17 protein-coding genes are annotated in these 21,646 nt (G+C 62.2%); 2 read left to right on the top strand and 15 right to left on the bottom strand.

What is annotated here, in order from left to right; all coding sequences use genetic code 11:
- Positions 1-154: 154 nt before the first annotated feature.
- A complete protein-coding gene (locus tag NCCP436_RS01850; protein WP_220802086.1) occupies positions 155-886 on the top strand; it encodes an ABC transporter substrate-binding protein in 732 nt (243 codons plus the stop codon).
- Positions 887-899: 13 nt separating this feature from the next.
- Here the strand turns inward: NCCP436_RS01850 and NCCP436_RS01855 are convergent, their stop codons facing one another.
- From NCCP436_RS01855 to NCCP436_RS01905, 11 genes are all read right to left on the bottom strand, one after another.
- Positions 900-2,135, bottom strand: coding sequence for a diguanylate cyclase domain-containing protein (locus NCCP436_RS01855; protein ID WP_220802087.1), 1,236 nt, complete (start codon positions 2,133-2,135; stop codon positions 900-902).
- Positions 2,136-2,176: 41 nt separating this feature from the next.
- Complete coding sequence (gene dbpA, locus NCCP436_RS01860; RefSeq protein WP_220802088.1) at positions 2,177-3,550, bottom strand: ATP-dependent RNA helicase DbpA; 1,374 nt, start codon at positions 3,548-3,550, stop codon at positions 2,177-2,179.
- A gap of 109 nt (positions 3,551-3,659) precedes the next feature.
- Positions 3,660-5,075 carry a multidrug transporter subunit MdtD gene (mdtD, locus tag NCCP436_RS01865; RefSeq protein WP_220802089.1) on the bottom strand — a complete coding sequence of 472 codons (1,416 nt, stop codon included), beginning with the start codon at positions 5,073-5,075 and terminating at the stop codon, positions 3,660-3,662.
- 121 nt (positions 5,076-5,196) lie between these two features.
- Positions 5,197-6,894, bottom strand: coding sequence for a choline dehydrogenase (gene betA, locus NCCP436_RS01870; RefSeq protein WP_220802090.1), 1,698 nt, complete (start codon positions 6,892-6,894; stop codon positions 5,197-5,199).
- 85 nt (positions 6,895-6,979) lie between these two features.
- Positions 6,980-8,452, bottom strand: a complete 1,473-nt coding sequence (betB, locus tag NCCP436_RS01875; RefSeq protein ID WP_220802091.1) for a betaine-aldehyde dehydrogenase — start codon at positions 8,450-8,452, stop codon at positions 6,980-6,982.
- Between the two features lie 142 nt (positions 8,453-8,594).
- Positions 8,595-9,185 carry a transcriptional regulator BetI gene (betI, locus tag NCCP436_RS01880; RefSeq protein WP_220802092.1) on the bottom strand — a complete coding sequence of 197 codons (591 nt, stop codon included), beginning with the start codon at positions 9,183-9,185 and terminating at the stop codon, positions 8,595-8,597.
- Positions 9,186-9,390: 205 nt separating this feature from the next.
- Complete coding sequence (locus tag NCCP436_RS01885; RefSeq protein WP_220802093.1) at positions 9,391-10,242, bottom strand: glycine betaine ABC transporter substrate-binding protein; 852 nt, start codon at positions 10,240-10,242, stop codon at positions 9,391-9,393.
- A gap of 208 nt (positions 10,243-10,450) precedes the next feature.
- Positions 10,451-11,395 (bottom strand): choline ABC transporter substrate-binding protein, encoded by a 945-nt coding sequence (locus NCCP436_RS01890; RefSeq protein ID WP_220802094.1) that lies wholly within the window; start codon positions 11,393-11,395, stop codon positions 10,451-10,453.
- Positions 11,396-11,422: 27 nt separating this feature from the next.
- Positions 11,423-12,301 (bottom strand): proline/glycine betaine ABC transporter permease, encoded by an 879-nt coding sequence (locus NCCP436_RS01895; RefSeq protein ID WP_220802095.1) that lies wholly within the window; start codon positions 12,299-12,301, stop codon positions 11,423-11,425.
- A complete protein-coding gene (locus NCCP436_RS01900) occupies positions 12,294-13,499 on the bottom strand; it encodes a glycine betaine/L-proline ABC transporter ATP-binding protein (RefSeq protein WP_220802096.1) in 1,206 nt (401 codons plus the stop codon). Before NCCP436_RS01900 ends, NCCP436_RS01895 begins: the two co-directional genes overlap by 8 nt.
- Before the next feature lie 886 nt (positions 13,500-14,385).
- Complete coding sequence (locus tag NCCP436_RS01905; RefSeq protein ID WP_220802097.1) at positions 14,386-15,327, bottom strand: ABC transporter substrate-binding protein; 942 nt, start codon at positions 15,325-15,327, stop codon at positions 14,386-14,388.
- Positions 15,328-15,971: 644 nt separating this feature from the next.
- Here NCCP436_RS01905 and NCCP436_RS01910 point away from each other — a divergent pair.
- Positions 15,972-17,066, top strand: a complete 1,095-nt coding sequence (locus NCCP436_RS01910) for a GlxA family transcriptional regulator (protein WP_220802098.1) — start codon at positions 15,972-15,974, stop codon at positions 17,064-17,066.
- Positions 17,067-17,370: 304 nt separating this feature from the next.
- Here NCCP436_RS01910 and NCCP436_RS01915 read toward each other — a convergent pair whose 3' ends face one another.
- The 4 genes from NCCP436_RS01915 to dgcB are packed head-to-tail and all read right to left on the bottom strand — an operon-like array spanning position 17,371 to position 21,604.
- Positions 17,371-17,622 (bottom strand): hypothetical protein, encoded by a 252-nt coding sequence (locus NCCP436_RS01915; protein ID WP_220802099.1) that lies wholly within the window; start codon positions 17,620-17,622, stop codon positions 17,371-17,373.
- 25 nt (positions 17,623-17,647) lie between these two features.
- Complete coding sequence (locus NCCP436_RS01920) at positions 17,648-18,418, bottom strand: electron transfer flavoprotein subunit beta (RefSeq protein WP_220802100.1); 771 nt, start codon at positions 18,416-18,418, stop codon at positions 17,648-17,650.
- A 16-nt stretch (positions 18,419-18,434) separates the two neighbouring features.
- On the bottom strand, positions 18,435-19,664 hold the full coding sequence (locus NCCP436_RS01925; RefSeq protein ID WP_220802101.1) for an electron transfer flavoprotein subunit alpha/FixB family protein: 1,230 nt from the start codon (positions 19,662-19,664) through the stop codon (positions 18,435-18,437).
- Entirely contained in the window at positions 19,661-21,604 is a 1,944-nt protein-coding gene (gene dgcB, locus NCCP436_RS01930; RefSeq protein WP_220802102.1) for a dimethylglycine demethylation protein DgcB, read from the bottom strand. The genes NCCP436_RS01925 and dgcB overlap by 4 nt, the downstream gene beginning before the upstream one ends.
- Between the last annotated feature and the right edge of the window lie 42 nt (positions 21,605-21,646).

Below are 21,646 nucleotides of genomic sequence, written 5' to 3' on the forward strand. Positions count from 1 at the left end.
GGACAAAGCCTACCGGAACTCGCAGGGTGGCGGGTATCTCGTCGAAGGGCAGGTATCGTGCATGTCGCCATTCTGGGGTTTTTCCGGAAATTGCGTGACGGCATGCTTCCTGCCTGCTAAGACTGAACAGGTTCTTTCCAAAGGCTTGCCATCCATGCCTGCAGTATGTGTCTGGTTATTGCTCCTGCTGCTGATCCCTGCTGGCGCCTCGGCGGAGGCATTGCGGCTGGTGGCCAATCCCTGGCCGCCGTTCAACGACCGTACGCTGCCAGCCAGGGGGCTTTCCAGCGACCTGGTTGAGCAGGCCCTGCAGCGCGCCGGCTACGCCACTCTTTATGCCGAGGTACCCTGGGCACGGGCTGTTCAGGGGCTGCAGCGTGGCGAGTACGATGTACTGATCAACGCCTGGTACAGTGCCGAACGGGCCGAGTACGGCTATTTCTCCCAGCCTTACCTGATCAACCGCCTGCGTTTTATGCGGCGCAAAAGCAGCAGCATCCGTTTTGAGACCCTTGCCGACCTGTATCCCTACAGCATCGCCGTGGTGCGTGGATACGCCTATAGGAAGGACTTTGATTCTGATCCGAGGCTGAAGCGGATTGCCGTCAGCAGTTTCGAGAATGCCGCACGCATGTTGCACGCCGGACGGGTGCAATTGGCCCTGGAGGATGAATTGGTGGCGCGTTACTACCTGAGCCGCAAGTTGGAGGCGTTTCGCGACGAACTGGAGTTTCTGCCACAGGCGTTGAGTGAGAATGGCCTGCACATTCTGGTACGCCGCAGTTACCCGGGGCACCAGGAAGTTGCCAGTCGTTTTGATCAGGCGATTCAAAGCATGATCGCCGACGGCAGTTACGAGCAGATCATTTCCCGGCATGCGCCCTGAGCGATGTTTTCGCTCAGTCGTGGACGGTTCGGGCGCGTCCCTGTTGTTTGGCGCGGTAGAGGCGGATGTCGGCTTCGTGCAGCAGACTTTCCAGATCATCCGGCTCGCCATGATGGAGGCCGGCGCTGAATGACAGCGGCGGGGCGCCAACGGAGTAATGCAGGCCCTTGCATTGCTGACGGAGATTTTCCAGGCCCCGTAGTACCTGCTCTGGAGCGTGCAGGCTGAGCAGAGCGAACTCCTCGCCGCCCAGGCGCCCCAGCAGCATCTTCGGGAAAGCCGTTTGCAGCGCCCGAGCGAAAACCACCAGAGCACTGTCGCCGCTGGCGTGGCCAAAGTTGTCGTTGATCTGCTTGAAATGATCGAGATCCAGCATCGCCACGCTGACCTGGCGCTGTTCCTGCTGTGCCCGTTGCAGGATCTGTATGCCCTGTTCGTAGAAGGCACGGCGGTTGTTCAGCCCGGTTAGCGCGTCGTACTGTGCGGCCTTTTTCAGAGCGCGCAGCAGATCACGGCGCTCCAGGGTCGACATGACCCGGCAGTTGAGTTCCTCTGGACAGAATGGCTTGCGCAGGAAGTCGTCGGCGCCGTGCTTGATGAACTGTGCGCTGAGCGATCCCTTGGGGTCGGCGGAAACGCCGATGATGATCAGTTCGCTGAAGCGCAGCTTCTGGCGCAGCAACTTGACCAGCTCGAAGCCGCTGACACCGGGCATGGCGTGATCGAGCACCAGCAGGTCGATGTCCGGTTGCAGATTGAGCTGGCGCAGAGTCTCCTTGCTGTCGCGTGCCTCGATGATCTGGTAGTGATGAGGTTCGAGGATGTGGCGAATGTAGTGGCGCTGGGGGTCGGAGTCATCGGCGATGAGGATCTTGATGCGGCTGTTGTCGTCGAGCCGGTGCAACAGGCGGAAGGCATACTCGTACGAGTGCTGGCTCTCCTTGAGCACGTAGTCGACCACCCCCTTCATCAGCAGTTCGTCGCGGCGTTGCTCGTTATAGCTACCGCTGAGCACGATGCATGGCAGGTGGTAGCGCATCACCAGGTCGACACTTTCGCCATTCGGCGCATCGGGCAGGTGCAGGTCGACGATGGCGGCGAAGAACAGGGCTGCCGAGGTCTCCAGCATGACCTGCGCCTCGGCAAGGGAGGCACAGAAGATGGGCTGCAGATCAGGCTCCTGACGGAACAGGTGTTCGAGGATCTTCAGTACGAGGGGACTGTCTTCGATGACCAGGATATTGCGCATGGGAAACTCCAGCCCAGGCTGTGTGTTGCTTTATATCAGCCTTACACGAGGCGTACACGTAGCGCGCGCCCTTTGATCTTCCCTTCACCGAGGCGTTGCAGGGCTTTGCGGGCTACATCACGTTGCACGGCCACGTAGGCCTGGTGGTCGAACAGGGTGATCTTGCCGACCTGGTCGCCGGCTATGCCGGCCTCGCCGGTGAGCGCGCCGAGAATGTCACCGGGACGCAGCTTTTCCTTGCGTCCGGCGCCGATGCACAGGGTATGCATAGGTGGCAGTAGTGCCTCTCCTGTGCGATCCGCCGGTAGTGGATACCAGGCTGGAGGCTGACCCTGAAGCACCTCGATGGCTTGAGCGCGAGCGGCCTCGGCGGGTGCTACCAGGCTTAGTGCCAGGCCCTTTTCGCCGGCCCGACCACTGCGTCCGATGCGATGGATGTGTACTTCGGCATCGCGCGACAGCTCGACATTGATCACCAGCTCCAGACCCGCGATGTCCAGTCCGCGCGCAGCCACGTCGGTGGCTACCAGTACGCTGAGGCTGCGGTTGGCGAACAATGCCAGGATCTGGTCGCGCTCACGCTGCTCAAGGTCGCCATGCAGGGCGGCAGCAGAAATTTTCTCGGCTTCGAGTCGGGCGGCCAGTTCGTCGCACTGCTGGCGGGTGGCGCAGAAGGCCAGGGCCGGCTGCTTGCGAAAGTGTCGCAGCAGTGTCGCGACTGCCTGCAGGCGTTGTGCTGCGGCAATCTCGTAGAAACGCTGTTCGATCTGTGAGTCGTTGTGCAGCGCCTCTACCTCGACATGCTCCGGATTGCGTAGGAAGCGTGCCGCCAGTTGTGCGATGCCGGCCGGGTAAGTGGCGGAGAACAGCAGCGTCTGCCGTCGTTCCGGGGTTTGTCCGATGATCTCGCTGATGCTGTCGACGAAGCCCATGTCAAGCATGCGGTCGGCCTCGTCGAGTACCAGGGTATTTAGCCCGTCGACTTTCAGCGTACCCTTGCGCAAGTGTTCCTGCACCCGTCCAGGGGTACCGACGATGACGTGTGCACCGTGCTCCAGCGAGCCGACCTGCGGGCCGAAGGGCACGCCACCGCAGAGTGTGAGAATCTTGATGTTGTCGGCAGCGCGGGCCAGGCGGCGCAGTTCCTTGGCGACCTGGTCGGCCAGCTCCCGGGTTGGACAAAGCACCAGAGCCTGGCAGCCGAAGTAGCGCGGATTGAGTGGATGCAGCAGGCCGATGCCAAAGGCTGCAGTTTTCCCGCTGCCGGTCTTGGCCCGGGCGATCAGGTCGCGACCCTTGAGGATCATCGGCAGGCTGGCGGCCTGAATCGGGGTCATCTCACTGTAGCCGATGGCGGCGAGGTTGGACTGCATGGCGGGGGACAGGGGCAGGCTGGAAAAGGCAGGGTGGCTCACGGAAATGGACCTGAAGAAAGATTGGCCGCTAGTGTAGCAGTGCATGCCGGACGTGATTGCCCTTCGGGTCACTGGCCAGTGCCTCGGACATGCTGCAGGTGGACTGTTCTTATTCCTCCGGTGGAGGCTCCATCGGCTGGGCGCGGCGGCCGTCGAGCGGGTCGAGCTGGAGGAAGATCGCTGCCGCCAGCATCGACAACAGGCCGACACACAGATAGGTAGCCTGGAAAGCGCTGTGCACCGCCTCGAATTCACCGCTGAAGCCACTGAGCAGCGCAGCGGCAGTGGCCACGCCAAGGCTCATGGCCAGTTGCACCACCACCGAGAGCAGGCTGTTGCCGCTGCTGGCCTCGGTGTTGTCCAGATCGATCAGCGTCACGGTGTTCATCGCCGCGAACTGCAGCGAGTTGATCACTCCGATCAGGCCCAGCTGCACCGCCAACTGAACGATCGGAGTCTGGTTCCCGACCAGCGCCATGCTGGCGATCAGACTGCCAAGCAGCAGGGTGTTGAGGGTCAGTACGCGGCGATAACCGAAGCGATCAATCAGCGGCTTGGCCAGTGGCTTGGCGGCCATCGCGCCGAGTGCCAGGGGAATCATGCTCATGCCGGCCTGGGTCGGCGAGTAGCCCAGTGCCAGTTGCAGCAGCAGCGGGGTGAGGAACGGTAGAGCGCCACTGCCGAGACGGGCGAACAGATTGCCGAGAATACCGGTGGCAAAGGTACGGGTGGCGAACAGGCTGGGTGAGAACAGTGGGTACGCTACCCGTGCGGCGCGCAGCCAGTAAACGGCCAGCAAGCCGAGGCCTGCTACCAGCATGACGGTGATGCGCAGCCCCGACAGGTCGTGCGCGGCCAGGGCTTCCAGGGCGATTGAGACCAGCGCGATGGCACCGGCGAAGAGGATGAAGCCGGGGCCGTCAAAGCGGCTACGCTGCGGGCCGCGCATGTCCGGCATATAACGCCGTGCGGCCCAGATGCCAAGTAGGCCCACCGGGAGGTTGATAAGGAAGATCCAGTGCCAACTGGCCTTTTCCACCAGCCAGCCGCCCAGTGCCGGGCCGCTCAGCGGGCCGAGCAGGCCGGGCAGGGTGATGAAGCTCATGATTCGGACCAGCTCGCTGCGTGGGTAGGCGCGCAGTACCACCAAACGCCCGACCGGCATCATCAGCGCGCCGCCTATGCCCTGGACAATGCGTGCCGCTACCAGCATGGGCAGCGAGGAGGACAGGGCACAGAGCAACGAGCCAAGGCTGAACAGGGCGATGGCGCTGTAGAAAATACGCCGGGTGCCGAAACGGTCGGCGATCCAGCCGGAGGCAGGAATCAGCAGAGCGACGGTGAGCATGTAGGCGATCACCACCGACTGCATGCGCAGCGGATCCTCGCCCAGGTCGCGGGCCATGGCCGGCAGCGCGGTGTTGAGGATAGTGCCGTCGAGCGTTTGCATGAAAAACGCGATGGCAATGATCCACGGCAGAATGCGTGCGGTGCGCGGGTCGAGGGGCGTGGCTGGGCTCTGCATGGGGCTTCCGGTCGGCGGCAGTGACTTATCCACGGACATTATCGCCGGGACTGCCTGCCTTCGACGGATTTGCCGCGAATAAATTCGCTCCCGCAACATGGCGGAAGCGAATCCATCAGACTCAGGAGGTCGCTGCCGGGCGTTGCGGTTGGCCTCGTACCGGGCGCTCGCCGGCGACGAAGTAAGACGCATTGCTGCGCGGCAGTGGCTGGCGGTCGCGAATGCGGTCGGCGATCTTCTCGGCGATCATGATGGTGGTGGCGTTGAGATTGCCGGTGATGATCTCCGGCATGATCGACGCGTCCACGACCCGAAGTCCTTGCAGACCATGCACGCGGCCTTGGCCGTCGACCACCGCCATGTCGTCCTCGCCCATCTTGCACGAGCAGGACGGGTGGAAGGCGGTTTCCGCATGCTGGCGGACGAAGGCGTCCAGCTCGGCATCCGTCTGCAGGTGGGCGCCAGGACTGATCTCGCGACCACGATAGGGATCAAGCGCCGGCTGCGCCATGATCTCGCGGGTGATGCGGATGGCATCGCGGAATTCCTGCCAGTCCTGCTCGTGGCTCATGTAGTTGAACAGGATGCTCGGGTGCTGGCGTGGGTCGCGTGACTTGAGCCGGATGCGGCCGCGACTCGGCGAGCGCATGGAGCCGACATGAGCCTGGAAGCCGTGTTCCTTCACCGCATTGCTACCGTTGTAGTTGATTGCCACCGGCAGGAAGTGGAACTGGATATTGGGCCAGGCGAATTCTTCACGGGTGCGGATAAAGCCGCCAGCCTCGAACTGGTTGCTGGCGCCGATGCCCTTGCCGAAGAACAGCCAGTTGGCGCCGATCTTCGGCTGGTTCCACCACTGCAGTGCAGGATACAGCGACACCGGTTTCTTGCAGGCGTACTGAAGGTACATTTCCAGGTGATCCTGCAGGTTCTGGCCAACTCCGGGCAGGGAGTGCACCAGCGGGATGTCGAACTCGCGCAGCAGCTCGCTCGGGCCGACGCCCGAGCGCTGCAGGATCTGCGGCGAGGCGATGGCACCGGCGCATAGCAGCACCTCGCGGCGGGCGCGGGCAATGTTCTGCGTATTGGCGTTGCCGAGCAGATAGCTCACTCCGATGGCGCGCTTGCCATCGAACAGGATGCGATCGGTGGTGGCATGGGTGACGATGGTCAGGTTGGGCCGGCCGCGAGCCTGATCGAGGTAGCCGCGCGCGGTACTGGAGCGGCGTCCTTGTGGCGTTACCGTGCGATCCATCGGGCCGAAGCCTTCCTGCTGGTAGCCATTGAGATCGTCGGTGCGCGGGTAGCCGGCTTGTACCCCGGCTTCCACCATGGCATGGAACAGCGGGTTGTTGCCCGTCTTGGGAGTGGTCACGCTGACCGGGCCATTACCGCCATGGTAGTCATTGGGGCCGATGTCGCGGCTTTCGGCCTTGCGGAAATACGGTAGGCAGTCCAGGTAGCTCCAGTCTTTCAGGCCGGGTTTGCTCGCCCAGTTGTCGAAATCCATGGCGTTGCCACGGATGTAGCACATGCCGTTGATCAGCGACGAACCACCGAGGCCCTTGCCACGGCCGCACTCCATACGGCGGTTGTTCATGTACGGCTCCGGATCCGTCTCATAGGCCCAATTGTAGCGCCGGCCTTGCAGCGGGTAGGCCAGGGCAGCTGGCATCTGGGTGCGGAAATCGAAGCGGTAGTCGGGGCCGCCTGCTTCCAGCAGCAGGACGCTTACGTCTTCGTCCTCGGTCAGGCGGGTGGCCAGCACGTTACCGGCCGAACCGGCACCGATGATGATGTAGTCGTATTCTTGAGACATGGCTCCTCCTGTTGCCCGGGTAACCCGGGCAGCGCGAATGGGGCCCGGGTCTGTCCGGGCGACGGCAGCGGCTGGGTCGGAGTGCTCAGAAAACCGAGCTGTAGTCGCCCAGCTCCACCTGCACCGACTTGATCCGGGTGTAGTGGCCGAGGGTAACCAGGCCGTTCTCGCGGCCGACGCCGGACTGCTTGTAGCCACCCACCGGCATCTCGGCCGGCGACTCGCCCCAGGTATTGATCCAGCAGATACCGGCCTCCAGCTTGTGAATCACCCGGTGCGCGCGGTTCAGATCGCGGGTCACCACGCCGGCAGCCAGGCCGTAATCGGTGTCGTTGGCGCGGCGGATCACTTCGTCTTCGTCGTCGTAGATGAGGATGCTCATCACCGGGCCGAAGATTTCCTCGCGGACGATGGTCATGTCGTCCCGGCAGTCGGTGAACACGGTCGGTGCCACGTAGGCGCCCCTGGCGTAGTCACCGTCGGTGACGCGATTGCCGCCGACCAGCAGGCGCGCGCCTTCGCTGCGGCCCTTGTCGATGTAGGCGAGCACGCTTTCCATATGGGCGTAGCTGACCAGCGGGCCGAAGTTGGTGGCATCGTTCAGAGGATCGCCGAGGCGGATGCGTTTGACCCGTTCCAGTACCTTGGCCTCGAAGCGCGCCTGCAGCATGCGTGGGACGAACACGCGGGTGCCGTTGGTGCATACCTGGCCGGAGCTGTAGAAGTTGGCCATCACCGCGATGTCGGCGGCGCGGTCGAGGTCGGCATCCTCGAAGATGATCAGCGGCGACTTGCCGCCCAGCTCCATGGTCACTTCCTTGAGTGTCGAGCTGGAGGCGCTGGCCATCACCTTCTTGCCGGTGACGGTACCCCCGGTAAAAGAAATCTTCTCAATGCCCGGATGTTCGGTGAGCCACTGGCCGACCTCGCGGCCGCTGCCGGTGAGCACGTTGAACACGCCGTCGGGCAGTCCCGCTTCGGTGTAGATCTCGGCCAGTTTCAGTGCGGTAAGCGAAGTGACTTCGCTCGGCTTGAAGATCATCGCGTTACCGGCGGCCAGGGCCGGTGCGGATTTCCACAGGGCAATCTGGATTGGATAGTTCCAGGCGCCGATACCGGCGACCACACCCAGTGGCTCGCGGCGGGTATAGACGAAGGAGGAGTCGCGCAACGGGATCTGCTCACCTTCGATGGCGGGGATCAGGCCAGCGTAGTACTCCAGCACATCGGCACCGGTGACGATGTCGACGAAGCGGGTTTCGGAAAGCGGCTTGCCGGTGTCGAGGGTTTCCAGCTCGGCCAGTTCGTCATTGCGCTCGCGCAGGATATCCACGGCGCGGCGCAGAATGCGCGAGCGCTGCATGGCTGTCATCGCCGCCCATACTTTCTGCCCCTCAGCCGCGCTGGCCACGGCAAGGTCGACGTCCGCCTGGCTGGCGCGCTGTACCCGAGCCAGCACTTCCCCGTTGGCCGGGTTGATGCTTTCGAACGTCTCGCCGCTGGTAGCGGCCACGTAGCGACCGCCGATGTAGAGCTGCTGTTCGTCAAAACGGGGCATGAGCTTTCCTCTGACGCTTGGATTGGTTAAATAACAGCCTATTTTATTTTTATTGAACGATCAATCAATAAAAGCGACCGGGCAACACCAAAAGCGACACGGCGCAGGCCCGTCGCTGTCAGGATATGAGCTGGGAATAGGCTCAGCTGGCCTTGGCCAGTTGCAGCTCTAGGTAGTCGTAGGCGATCTGCCGGGCGTGCCCGGTATCGAAGGCCTCACCTGTCAGGGCGCCGCGCAGCCATAGGCCGTCGATCAGCGCCGCGAGGCCGCGGGCCGCCTGGCGGGCCTCGGTGTCTGCCAGCACCCGGCGAAACTGGCCGCAGAGGTTGGAGTAGAGCCGTCGGTCATTGATGCGTTGCAGCCGGTGCAGTGACTGGTGATGCATGCTGGCGGCCCAGAAGGCGAGCCAGGTTTTCATGGCCGGGCCGCTGACCTGGCTGTCGTCGAAGTTGCCGTCGATCATGGCCCGCAGGTGGGCGCGGGGATCGTCTTCGCTGAGGGCGCGGCGGCGCTCGCTCACGGCAGTGTTCAGGGCCTGCATCAAATGGCGCATGGTGGCTTCGAGCAGGCCGTTCTTGTCCCTGAAGTAGTGACTGATGATGCCGTTGGAAACACCGGCCAGACGGGCGATGTAGGCGATGCTGGCGTCGGCCATGCCGACCTGATCGATCGCTTCCAGGGTAGCGGCGATCAGTTGCGAACGGCGAATGGGCTGCATGCCGACCTTGGGCATCGGGGTCTCCGGTAGATCAGGTGGCTGCAGTCTAGGCGCATTCGGAATGCTCGATCAATCAAACGCTGCATCCCGGTGTGGAGTAAGGCTGCTGTCGGTCGATAGCCGACAGTGTTCGGGTGCGGTCATGTTTGGGGCTGACAAGGACTGTCAGTAACGACGAAGCGGGCCTTTGGCCCGCTTCGCAAATCAGGGCGTCAGAGAATTACTTCAGCCATTGCTCGACGCGCTGCGGATTGGCGGCGATCCAGTCCCGGGCGGCCTGTTCCGGTTTGGTGCCTTCGCGAATGGCCAACATCACCGCACCGACTTCCTCGCCGCTCCAGGACAGCTTGGAAAGGAAGGCAGCCGCATCGGCAGCCTTGGTTTTCAGACCTGGGTTGGCCACGGTGTCGATGCGCTCGTCGTCGCCGTAGACCTTTTTCGGATCCTCAAGGAAGCGCAGTTTCCATTTGGCAAACATCCAGTGCGGAATCCAGCCAGTGACCACGATGGGCTTTTGCGCCTTTTCCGCGCGAGTCAGTGCGGTGGCCATGGCCGGGCCGGAGCTGGGCATCAGTTTGATGCTGGCCAGGTTGTATTCCTTGATCGCGTCCTCGGTGCGACGCATCACGCCGGCACCGGCATCGATACCGGTGATCTTGCCGTCGAAGTCCTTGGCGTATTTTTCCAGGTCTTCGATGGTCTTGGCTTCGACATAATCGGGCACGATCAGGCCGATCTTGGCGCCGGCGTAGTTGGTGCCGAGCACCTCCACCTTGTCCTTGAGCTTGTCGAAGTACTCGCCGTGGGTGGCCGGCAGCCAGGCGGAAAGCGTTGCGTCGAGGTCACCACGGGCCACGCCCTGCCACATGATGGCGGGTTCGACAGGCTTGAGCTCGACCTTGTAGCCGAGTTTGCTTTCGAGAATTTCCCCGGCGACATGGGTGACGGCTACGCTGTCGTCCCAGCCGTTCACATAACCGATCTTCAGGGTGGGTTTGTCGTCGGCCAGGGCGCTGCCCATGCCGATGGCCAGGGCGGCGGCGCCGAGGCAGAGATGCTTGAATACGCGCATGTGGGATTGCTCCGTCAGTTGAGTGGCAGTTGCAGAATCATTGACTGGCTCGTTCTCATTGCGGGCCTTGCGAAACCGTGTTGCGCTGCAGGTTTCCGGTTCGCGGGCAAAGCCTCCCCGTCACGGCCATGAAACAGCCGCTAGTGATCGAGGAGGAGGTTTTCGCGCCGGAACCCTGAGGTTCGAGCGCGAATCGGGTAGCGGCCTGTTACAGCCCCACGTGTTTCTTCACGGCAGATACGCCGTCCTGACCGTCGAAAGTGGTGACACCGGCCAGCCATTTGTCGAGGATCGTCGGGTTGGCCTTGATCCACTCCTTGGCGACGTTCTGCGGGTTTTCCTTCTCCAGAACCTTTTCCATCAGCTCGCTTTCCTGTCCGACCGTGAATTGCAGGTTATTCAGCAGTCGGCCCATGTTGGGGCAGCGGCTTTCATAGTCCGGCTTTACCACGGTGTGTACACTGGCGGCGCCGTAGTCGGGGCCGAACACGTCATCGCCACCGGCCAGGTAGGTAATGTCGTGCTGGGTGTTCATCGGATGAGGCGCCCAGGCGAGGAATACCACCGGCTCCTGCTTCTTGATGGCGCGTGCCACCTGCACCAGCATGCCGGCCTCGCTGGATTCGACCATGCGGAAATCACCGAGGTCGAACTGGTTGTTCTTGATCATGCCTTCGATCAGCAGATTGCCGTCGTTACCCGGCTCGATGCCGTAGATTTTGCCGCCAAGCTGATCCTTGAACTTGGCGATGTCCTGAAAACTCTTCAGACCGGCTTCTGCTGTATAGGAGGGCACCGCCAAGGTGTACTTGGCGCCTTCGAGGTTGGCCTTTTCCAGCACCTTCACGCCGTTGTCCTTGAGGAAGGGCTCGATCACCGAGTCCATCGACGGCGCCCAGTAGCCGAGGAATGCATCGATCTGGCCGTTCTTCACTCCGGTGAAGGCGATCGGTACGGAGGCCATGATCTTGCGTGGCTGGTAGCCCAGGCCCTCTGCCAGGGTCATGGCCACGCCGGTTGTAGCGGCGATGTCCGCCCAGCCGATTTCAGCGAAACGCACCTGCTTGCAGCTCGCTGGCTCAGCGGCCAGTGCGCCCTGCGCCAGAGCGCAGGTGAGCAGGCCGATGACAGCGGTGATCTTGAAGGTTTTCATCTGCTGTTCCCCGTTGTGTGAAAGTCTCTACTGACGTTGCAGTTTGCCGCTGAACCAGGCGAACACGCCACGACGAGCGGTTTTCGGCGTGCCGAAGCTCTCGGTGATGCGGTCAAGAATGATCGCCAGCAGCACCACGGCCATGCCACTTTCAAAGCCTAGCCCGATATCCAGGCGTTGGATGCTCGCCAGCACATCGTTGCCCAGGCCGCCGGCGCCGACCATCGAGGCGATGATCACCATCGACAGGGCCATCATGATGGTCTGGTTGACCCCGGCCATGATCGACGGCATGGCATTGGGCAGCTGTACCTTGAACAGTAGCTGGCCGCTGGTGCAGCCGAAGGACTGACCGGCTTCGACGATTTCCTTGTTGACCTGGCGGATGCCAAGGCTGGTCAGGCGTACGGCCGGTGGCATGGCGAAGATCACAGTGGCAATGATTCCGGGCACGCGGCCGAGACCGAAGAGCATGGCTGCCGGGATCAGATAGACGAACGCCGGCATGGTCTGCATGAAGTCCAGAACCGGACGGATAAGGGTAGCTACGCGCTCGCTCTTGGCGGCCCAGATACCCAGTGGAATACCCAGCAGCAGGCTGATCAGTGTGGAAGAGAAGGTCAGGCCGAGGGTGACGACGGTCTGTTCCCAGAAACCGGTCATCACGATCAGAATGAACGCCACAGCAGTAAAGGTGGCAAAGCGTACGCCGATGCGCCACAGGCCCAGACCGACGAAGATGGCGATCAGCAGCCAGGCCGGGGGTAGCATCAACAGGGTCTCGATGCTCTCGGAGAATCCGCTGACCAGCTTGCCGATGCTGTCGAAGGCGCCACTGTAGTTGTCCAGCAGATGCTGCACTACGTCGTTGACCCAGCTGCCCAGGTCCAGTTTCTTGTCACTCATGGGATTCTCCCTGCAGGCGGGTCAGCAGGCGACCCTTGCTGATGGCACCACAGTAACGGCCCTCTGCGTCCACTACCGGGATCGGCCCTTCGTTGTCTACCAGACGTGTGATGACGTGCTCCAGTGGCATGTCTTCCGGTACCGGTTCCACCCGTTTGAGCGCATCGGTTTCCAGTGGCCGGGGTTGGTCGCCGTCGACCATCAGAGCGATCTTTTCCAGGCTGATGGAGCCCTGGAAGCGGTTTTCCTCGTCGACGATGAAGGCGTAGTGCTTGTCCATCGCCTGCAGCTCCCTGCACATGCGGGTCGCATCCGGCGCGTTGCCGTTGTAGACATAGGTGGGCACACTGTCAGCCTTGAGCTGCCCGGCGGTGAGATAGCGGCTGGTGTCTACGGTATCGAAGAAGTTGCGCACGTAGTCGTTGGCCGGTTTCTCGATCAGCTCCTGCGGGGTACCGACCTGGATCAGTCGGCCGCCTTCCATGATGCCGATGCGGGTGCCGATACGCATGGCCTCTTCGATGTCGTGAGAGACGAAGATGATGGTGCGGCGATGGGTTTTCTGCAGTTCCAGCAGCACGTCCTGCATTTCACGCCGTTTGAGTGGATCGAGAGCGGAGAAGGCCTCGTCCATGATGATCATCGAAGGATTCACCGCCAGTGCGCGGGCCAGGCCGACACGCTGCTGCATGCCGCCGGAGAGTTCGTTTGGATATTTGTGTGCGAAGGCCGCCAGACCTACCTGTTCCAGTACTTCCATGGCGCGTTTGTCGCGCTCCTTGCGACCGACACCGGCCACTTCCAGGCCGAACGCGGCGTTCTCCAGCACGCTGCGCGAGGGCATCAGGGCAAAGGACTGGAAAACCATGCTCATATCGCGCCGCCGCAGCTCGATCAGTTGCGACTGTGGCAGCTTGGCCACATTCTGCCCATCGATATAGACGTTGCCGGAGCTGGGTTCGACGAGGCGGTTGATCAGCCGGATCAGGGTTGATTTGCCAGAGCCCGACAGGCCCATAAGGACAAAGATTTCGCCTTCTTCGACGCTGAACGATACGTCGCTGACGCCGATTACTGCACCTCTTTCGGCCAGGATCCGCTCCTTGCTCCAGCCTTCCTTGAGCAACTCGATGGCTTCTTGTGGGTTATTGCCGAAAACCTTATAGAGGTTTTCGACCACGATCTTTCCAGACTGCATGGGACATTTCCCCTTCAATCGATATCCAGTTTGCTTTGCTAGGGCCGGGTGCGTTTTGAGTAGCGCTGATCAGCCATGTAGCTCCCCTGGTATCTGTGTGGGTGTGTGTTGTATTTGGGTTGATTGGCGTGTTGCCGCAGACAGGAGCAGGGCGCCAGACCAGATGCAGAGCGCGTGGCTGGAGGCGAGACTCGCCTGCAGTGTCGGTGCATGAAGTGCGTGGACAACCATTGCATTGCCGTGTTGCAAAACGCTTTCCAAACCCTCTGGCAGTGTTTCGAAGCCCATTCCCTTGGAGGCTCATGTGCCGTCCTGGCACATGCGTACATCCGAAATTTCTTGTTGGGCCTGCACCCGGTCGATGCGGGGCAGGCGCTTGTATGTTCTTCGGTCCGGGGCGGAGGGCCCCGGTCTGCCGTGCCCTGGGGCAGGCGGCAGCGACGTTATTGGCTTCAACGATATAGTCTTGAGGTTGGCGCAATTGTCGATTTGCGACCCTGACGTGTTGGGTGACGACATGACCTGTTCTGCCATGCGCATTACTCGTTCCTCGTTCTTTTCAGGCTCCTGAAACGCGGATTGATGTGGTTGCGCCTGTGTCCCGCCATGGCTTGCGAGATGATCTGTCGGAAGCGCGCCTGAAAAAACCTTAACAGACTTGTTTGCCGCTTGGCCAAGTCTGAGACCGCCAGGGCTTGGATTGCATCTGAGGATGCGGCGTATGCCGTGAGAAAGAAGAGGGGCCAAAGTAGTAGGCAAAAGGCAGCCTGTGCGCCGCGATCCGTTGTCGGGCTTGCAAGGGACGCTCGATGACTTTTCGTACAGGGCTTACGACGACGCTTGGCGCTTTTCTATGCCCTGTTTTTAATTATGCACTCTCTTTTTGTCACTCTTGGCGGATGGCAATGCCGAAGATGTTTTCGATCGGCTCCCCCGAGTAGCGGGTCACGCCCCTGAGCCAGTCGGCGACCATCTGCGGGTTGTTCTCGATCCACTTCTTGGCTACGCGGCGGCGGTTGGTATTGCCTTCCAGAACGCTATTCATCAGTTGGTTCTCGGCGGCGATGGTGAAGGTCATATTGCGGAACAGTCGCGCCAGGTTGGGGCATTGCTGGCTGAAGTTGCCGCGGGCCACGGTATTGACCTGGGCGGCTCCGTAGTTGGGGCCGAAATAGTCGTCGCCGCCGTCCAGGTAGTTCATCTTCAGGCGATCGTTCATGGGATGCGGCTCCCAACCCAGGAATACCGCCCATTTGCCCAGTCGCTGAGCGCGCTCGACATGGTTGAGCATGCCGCTTTCGTTGGACTCCACCAGGCTAAAGCCGCTAAGGCCGAAGACATTGTCGCGGATCATGTTTTTGATCATCTCGTTGCCTTCGTTGCCGGGCTCGATGCCGAAGATCTGTCCGCCCAACTCGTTTTTGAAGCGGTGGATGTCGGCGAAGCTCTTCAGACCGGCCTCATAGCCCGGATTGAGCACGGCCAGGGTGTAGCGAACGGTCGGCAGGTTGGTGTTGAGCACCTCGATACGGCCGCTCTTGCGGTGTGGTTCCAGCAAGTCGCTCTGGGCAGGCATCCAGTTACCCAGGAATACATCCAGTTGGCCCTCGGATAGCTGACGGTAGGTGTCGGGCAGTGACAGTCGGCGGACCTGTGTACGGTAGCCGATTTCGCTCAGTACCAGGCGGGCTACGGCGGTGGTCATGGTGATGTCGGTCCAGCCGACGTCGCTCAGGCGCACCAGTTCGCATTGCTCAGCCTCACTGGCCTGCACTGCGGTAGATGAGACAAGGGACATTGCAAGCAGCCAGCGGAGAAATCTGTTCATGAAGTCAGGCCTGTGCCGGTTTGCTGAAATTAGGGTGCCTATGCGCGGCGCGCTATTTCATAACAGGCGATAGATGGGACGTATAGGGGGAGAGCGACCTTCGCATGCTGAAAAGAGACCTGGCCGGCAAAACAGAGCGCGATGGCGTTAATGGATAAGTTCAGGTCGGTATCAGGTGCTGAAGTGGAGGTGAAAAAAACATCATGTCCTGCGCTGCGTCCGGCAAATTTGCACTGCGACTATCCATGTATTCGACCTGAGCAGGTGCGTTGCGAAATGACGCCTATCGGTGCACCACAGATAACCTATGTGACAAGGTTACAGGGGCTGTGAATGCCGTAGCACCGCCCTGGTGCAGTGCTACCGAAATGCTCAGTCGGCTTTTGGTAAATGGCCCCTGGCCGTGCTGCAGAACTTACCTGTCTGGAGCGTACAAATTGCGATTTGCAATCTTTGTTGAACGGTTAATCAAATTAGGCATGACCTTTGCCTAGATTATGACAATGCAACCGGCGCTCCACGTGCGCCTGGCCAGAATAAATATAGAGGCCCTTCTCCGGACCTTCCTATGCGCCATGGAGCATCCTTTGGTGCTGCGGAGCCCGGCCGTTGGGCTAGACCGTGCTAAGCGTGAGGTTTGAGCCATGTCGCAGTTCAATCAAGGGGGGCATTCCCAGAACCGCTCCGTCCAGTCCATTGGTTTTCTCCTGCTGGACAATTTCACCCTGATCTCCCTGGCCTCGGCGGTGGAGCCTCTGCGCATGGCCAACCAGTTGTCGGGTCAGGAGCTGTACCGTTGGCACACGCTGACCCACGATGGTGCGCCAGTCAGCGCCAGTGACGGCTTGCAGATCACTCCGGATGCGGCCTTGCACAACGCTCCGCCACTGGATGCAGTGATTGTCTGCGGCGGTATAGACATCCAGCACAGCGTGCGCCGTGAGCATGTCAGTTGGTTGCAGATGCAAGCCCGTCAGGGGCGCCAGCTAGGCGCGGTGTGTACCGGCAGTTGGGCACTGGCCAAGGCCGGTCTGCTTGATGGCTACGACTGCAGCGTGCATTGGGAGTGTCTGGCCTCGATGCAGGAGGCTTTCCCGCGAGCCGCCATTACCACGCGATTGTTCTCCATCGACCGTAACCGTCATACCAGCTCCGGCGGTACTGCTCCGATGGACATGATGCTGCACCTGATCAGCCAGCAGCATGGCCGCGAGTTGGCCGCCGGCATCTCCGAGATGTTTATCTACGAGCGTATTCGCAACGAGCAGGATCATCAGCGCGTGCCGCTCAAGCACATGCTGGGCAGCAACCAGCCCAAGTTGCAGGAAATAGTCGCGCTGATGGAGGCCAACCTGGAGGAGCCGATCGATCTGGACGAACTGGCCTGCTTTGTCGACATTTCCCGTCGTCAGCTCGAGCGTCTGTTCCAGAAGTACCTGCACTGCTCGCCATCGCGCTACTACCTCAAGCTGCGCCTGATTCGGGCACGGCAACTGCTCAAGCAGACCAGCATGTCGATTATCGAGGTGGCCTCAGTGTGCGGCTTCGTCTCCACGCCGCATTTTTCCAAGTGCTACCGCGAGTATTTTGGCATTCCGCCGCGTGATGAGCGCGCCGGTCAGACTGCAGCCGGTGTCGTGGCGCTGGTGCCGCTGCCGGAACAGCAGGTCAACTCCAGTGCCGTGCTGGCGTTGAACCGGGCTCAGGGAGAGTCCACCTTCGCCAGCGTGCGGATATAAGCATCACGGTCTGCTACTAGAGCGTTACCTTGCTCGCGTGAAAGTCAGCAGTCTGCATGCAAGCACCAAGGCAATGCCTCTAGCGGCCGACGGGTCGTGAGCGGAAATGGTCCTGGTACCAACGCCTGCAACCTGTGGAATCAATGTGGGGCGTCGGTTGATCGACTTGCCGGGATAAATCCCGCGTTTTCATTTCCAGACTTCAAAAACGACAACGCCCCGAACCAGTCGGGGCGTTAGATTGGGCTTTGTCAGAGTGTTTCAGGTGCTTTGCAGCGCATCCTTTTCGTTATCAGCCCTTGGTTCAGATCGGCTTGGGTGCCAGAGCTGGCAGCAGGTGCAGGCTGATGGCTTCGCGTACGGCCGGCAGCAGGGTGGCGCTACCACCGAGCAGCTCCTCGACCATGCGCCGCAGCGCGGCGCTGCGCTCGGCGGTCAGGCCGTTGACAGCCAACTGGCAGGCCTGCTCGGCACTGGCGCCGGCCGGGATGCTTAAACCCAGGGACACCAAGCGTTCGCGGAAGTCTTCCTGGTCGATCAGGTCGGCATGCATCATGGTTTTCACTCCTTGGCTTGGGGCGTCAGCGCAGGACGCCTTCTTCGATCAGTAGCTTGAAGATAGCCTCGGCGCCGTCCTGTGGCGAGACATCCTTGAGTATCTTGCCTCCACCACCACTGGCTTTGGCGGTGGCCGCCTTCATCCGCTCGGCGCCGGTTTTGGCCTTGATCACCTTAAGCCGCTTTGGACGTGGGCGTGCCGGCTGCAGGCTGCCGCTGGCCAGAACCTCATCTTCGACCACCTGCACGTCTACGGCGCTTAGCTCGCCGCGGCGCGCCGGACCAAAGGCGCTCTGACGTGCCGCCGGGGCAGCCTGATCGACACTGGCGACAAAGGGCAGGCGAACCTTCAGGCGGCGACGCTGACCGCGCGGCAAGGCTTGCAGCACCTGCGCCATACCATTTTCGACCGATTCGACTTCCGCCAGGCCGACCACCATCGGCCAGCCCAGACGCTCGGCCAGCAAAAACGGCAGCATGCCCGAGCCTTCGCCGGTCTCGGCCTGGCTGCCGGTCAGCACCAAGTGTGCGTTGCTGCCGTTGAGGTGTTCGATCAACACCGGCAGCGCGTCACTGCCGGCCGGTTGTTCCAGTACGGTCAGTTCGTTCAGGCCCATGCCCAGGTAGCTGCGCAGCGCTTCGGCACGCACGTCACCGGCGTGCACCACTTCCAGCTGACGGCTCAGGCGCAGGCCCAGTTCCACCGCGCGGGCATCCTGTTCGGCGCGCCGCGGGCGGCCGGAGGTGGGGTGCGCGCCGATCGATACCAGCGCGACGATATTGAGTTCAGCCATGTTCAGACTCCGGGCGTTATGCGGCATCGCGTTTGCCCTCCTGGCGCCAGGCGCTGACTTTGGCCATCAGCGCCGTGAGGATCTCGGCCGAGTCGCCGATCACCGACAGGTCGGCGCGTTTGATCATGTCGCAGCCGACGTCGAGGTTGACCGCCACTACCTTGTCGCACGCGCCAATGCCTTGCAGGTGCTGGATCGCGCCGGAAATGCCGACAGCCAGGTAGACCCGCGCGGTGACCCAGGTACCGGTGGCGCCCACCTGGCGGTTGCGCGGCATATGACCGTCATCGACCGCCACCCGCGAGGCGCCTTCGGTGGCGCCGAGTACCTGCGCGGCCTGGTGGAACAGGTTCCAGTCACGCACGCCGTTGCCGCCGGAGAGGATGAATTCGGCTTCGGCCATGGGAATCTGCGCCGGGTCCACGGCCACCGGGCCGAGGTCTTCGATACGCGGCAGGCTGTGCGCCAGGGCGCTTTTCAGACTGATTTCGCGCGCCTCGTGGCGGGTTTCGCTGACCGGCTCGGCACATTCGGCTGCTGCCAGAATCAGGCGCGCCAGCGGCCGTTGCAGGTCCTGCTGGCCACCGCCGGCGCGGCCGGTGCTGTGCGTGTCGCTCACCTGCCAGACGCGGGTGGCCGGGCGTTCGCCAAGCTTGGCACCCAGGCGCCGGCCCAGCTCGCCGCCACCGGTGCGGCTGTCCGGCAGCAGCCAGTGACGGGGTTTGAATTCCTGTTCGACGGCCGCCAACGCCAGTACGCGCGCCTCGGGGCTGTAGCCGTCGAAGGCCTCACCATGAATACGCAGCAGGCGGTCGACACCGGCGACGTCGTACTGGTTTTCCTTGTCGCTGCCAAACACCACGGCCACCACCGCACCGGCGTCGCCGGCCAGTTTGCGGGCCAGACCCAGCAGGTCCTTGTCGTGGCTGGACAGGCGACCGCCGACCAGGTCCGGCACCACCACGATATGGAAGGCCGGCTGCTCGACAACGTGCAGCGGCAGCTGCACCTGGGTTTCGACCTGTGCGCGCTTGCCGCTGGTGCCCTGCTGGGCGCCGCTGCGGTCGATGCGCTTGAGGCCGGCCGGGCCGATAAAGCCGGCGGCAGCCAGGTGCGGGTTTTTGCGCAGCACGCCGTTGGGGCCCATCCAACTGATCTGACCCTGCGTGCTCATGGCCGCGTGCAACGGATGCAGCCGGTTACGGGCGATCCATTCGGCGCGCGGGTCGCGGCGGATAATGCTCATGCGCTGACCTCCTGCGGCTGACGGCTGGGTACGCTGGATTCGACCAGTACCTCGGCCACCAGCTCGGCGATGTCTTTGATCTCGGGGCGCGGGGCGACCACACCTTCGAGCATGGCGGTGCACTGCGGGCAGCCCACCGCGACCACTTCGGCTCCGGTTTCCTTGATGTCGGCCATGCGCATATCCGGAATCCGCTGCTTGCCCGGGATGTCGGTGATCGGCGCGCCGCCGCCACCGCCACAGCAACGCGAGCGGAAGCCCGAGCGTTCCATTTCCTTGACATCGATGCCGATGGCCTTGAGCACCGCGCGCGGCGCCTCGTACTCACCGTTGTAGCGGCCCAGGTAGCACGGATCGTGGTAGGTGACGCTGCCGGCCTTGCTGGTGCCCAGGTTCAGCGCGCCCTGGCGAACCAGTTCTTCGATAAAGGTGCTGTGGTGCAGCACTTCGTACTGGCCGCCCAATGCGCCGTATTCGTTTTTCAGCACATGGAAGCTGTGTGGGTCGCAGCTGACGATGCGCTTGAAGCGATACTGGCTCAGGGTGGCGATGTTGCGCTTGGCGAGCAGTTGGAAGGTGGCTTCATCCCCCAGGCGACGGGCCACGTCGCCGCTGTCCCGTTCTTCCAGTCCCAGTACGGCAAAGTCCACCTTGGCCGCTTTGAGGATTTTGACGAAGGCGCGCAGGGTGCGCTGGTTGCGCATGTCGAAAGCGCCATCGCCGACCCAGAACAGCACGTCCGCCTGCTTTTTCTCGCTCATCAGCGGCAGGTTGAGGTCGGCCGCCCAGTTCAGACGTCCGCCCGGATTGAAGCCGCCGGGGTTGTCGGTGGCGATCAGGTTATCCAGCACCTCGGCGCCCTTGTTCGGGGTCGCGCCCTTCTCAAGGGTGAGATGACGGCGCATGTCGACGATGGCATCGACGTGCTCGATCATCATCGGGCATTCCTCGACGCAGGCGCGGCAGGTGGTGCACGACCACAGGGTGTCAGCGTCAACCAGGCCTTTGCCGCCTTCCACCACGATGGGCTGGTGCGGACCGCCTGCGTGTTCGCCCAGTGGCTTGCCCGGGTAGGGGCTGCCGGCGAAGTTGGCGTCATTGCCACCGGCCAGGCCGATGACCATGTCCTGGATCAGCTTTTTCGGATTCAGCGGCTGGCCGGCGGCAAAGGCCGGGCACATTGCCTCGCACTTGCCGCACTGCACGCAGGCGTCAAAACCGAGCAACTGGTTCCAGGTGAAATCGGTGGGCTTTTCCACGCCCAGTGGCGCGCTGGTGTCATCCAGATTCAGCGCCTTGAGGCCGGTGGAACGGCCACCGCCAAAGCGCTCGGCGCGGCGGTGCCAGGCCAGGTGCAGGGCACCGGCAAAGGCGTGCTTCATTGGCCCGCCCCAGGTCATGCCGAAGAATAGCTCCGACACTCCCCAGGCCACTCCGACGGCAAGAATCGCCGCCAGCACCCAGCCGCCGAACTCGGCGGGCAGAATCCCGGCAACCGGCAGCGTGGCGATAAAGAAGCTTGCCGAGAACATCAGCAGGCTTTTCGGCAAGCGCATCCACGGCCCTTTGGACAGGCGTGCCGGAGGATTGCGCCGGCGTTTGGCGACAAACAGGGCACCGACGAACATCAGCGCCGTGGCCGCCAGCAGGGCGTAGCCCAGGATGCGGCTGTGCAGGCCGAAGCCGTGAACCACGATTGCCAGCAGCGCGGCCAGCACGAAGCCACCGGCAGTGGCAACGTGCGTTTTGGACATGTACTTGTCGCGCTCGACCACATGGTGCAGGTCGACCAGATAGCGGCGCGGCATCTTTAGCAGGCCGCTGATCCAGTCGACTTGGGACGGGCGGCCGCGACGCCACATCAGAAAGCGTTTAACCGCGCCCAGCACCGCCAGCGCCAGGGCGGCGAACAGCAGGATGGGCAGGATGGTGTTTAACATGGACGCACCCTTTCAATTACCCGAATCGCGTTGCGCCGCAGG

It is taken from the genome of Pseudomonas sp. NCCP-436, from assembly GCF_019656335.1.
Classification (GTDB): domain Bacteria; phylum Pseudomonadota; class Gammaproteobacteria; order Pseudomonadales; family Pseudomonadaceae; genus Aquipseudomonas.

Coding starts and splice junctions, on each gene's coding strand:
- NCCP436_RS01850 (WP_220802086.1), top strand. CDS start 155: ATGCCTGCAGTATGTGTCTGGTTATTGCTCCTGCTGCTGATCCCTGCT.
- NCCP436_RS01855 (WP_220802087.1), bottom strand. CDS start 2,135: ATGCGCAATATCCTGGTCATCGAAGACAGTCCCCTCGTACTGAAGATC.
- mdtD (WP_220802089.1), bottom strand. CDS start 5,075: ATGCAGAGCCCAGCCACGCCCCTCGACCCGCGCACCGCACGCATTCTG.
- betA (WP_220802090.1), bottom strand. CDS start 6,894: ATGTCTCAAGAATACGACTACATCATCATCGGTGCCGGTTCGGCCGGT.
- betB (WP_220802091.1), bottom strand. CDS start 8,452: ATGCCCCGTTTTGACGAACAGCAGCTCTACATCGGCGGTCGCTACGTG.
- betI (WP_220802092.1), bottom strand. CDS start 9,185: ATGCCCAAGGTCGGCATGCAGCCCATTCGCCGTTCGCAACTGATCGCC.
- NCCP436_RS01885 (WP_220802093.1), bottom strand. CDS start 10,242: ATGCGCGTATTCAAGCATCTCTGCCTCGGCGCCGCCGCCCTGGCCATC.
- NCCP436_RS01890 (WP_220802094.1), bottom strand. CDS start 11,395: ATGAAAACCTTCAAGATCACCGCTGTCATCGGCCTGCTCACCTGCGCT.
- NCCP436_RS01895 (WP_220802095.1), bottom strand. CDS start 12,301: ATGAGTGACAAGAAACTGGACCTGGGCAGCTGGGTCAACGACGTAGTG.
- NCCP436_RS01900 (WP_220802096.1), bottom strand. CDS start 13,499: ATGCAGTCTGGAAAGATCGTGGTCGAAAACCTCTATAAGGTTTTCGGC.
- NCCP436_RS01905 (WP_220802097.1), bottom strand. CDS start 15,327: ATGAACAGATTTCTCCGCTGGCTGCTTGCAATGTCCCTTGTCTCATCT.
- NCCP436_RS01910 (WP_220802098.1), top strand. CDS start 15,972: ATGTCGCAGTTCAATCAAGGGGGGCATTCCCAGAACCGCTCCGTCCAG.
- NCCP436_RS01915 (WP_220802099.1), bottom strand. CDS start 17,622: ATGATGCATGCCGACCTGATCGACCAGGAAGACTTCCGCGAACGCTTG.
- NCCP436_RS01920 (WP_220802100.1), bottom strand. CDS start 18,418: ATGGCTGAACTCAATATCGTCGCGCTGGTATCGATCGGCGCGCACCCC.
- NCCP436_RS01925 (WP_220802101.1), bottom strand. CDS start 19,664: ATGAGCATTATCCGCCGCGACCCGCGCGCCGAATGGATCGCCCGTAAC.
- dgcB (WP_220802102.1), bottom strand. CDS start 21,604: ATGTTAAACACCATCCTGCCCATCCTGCTGTTCGCCGCCCTGGCGCTG.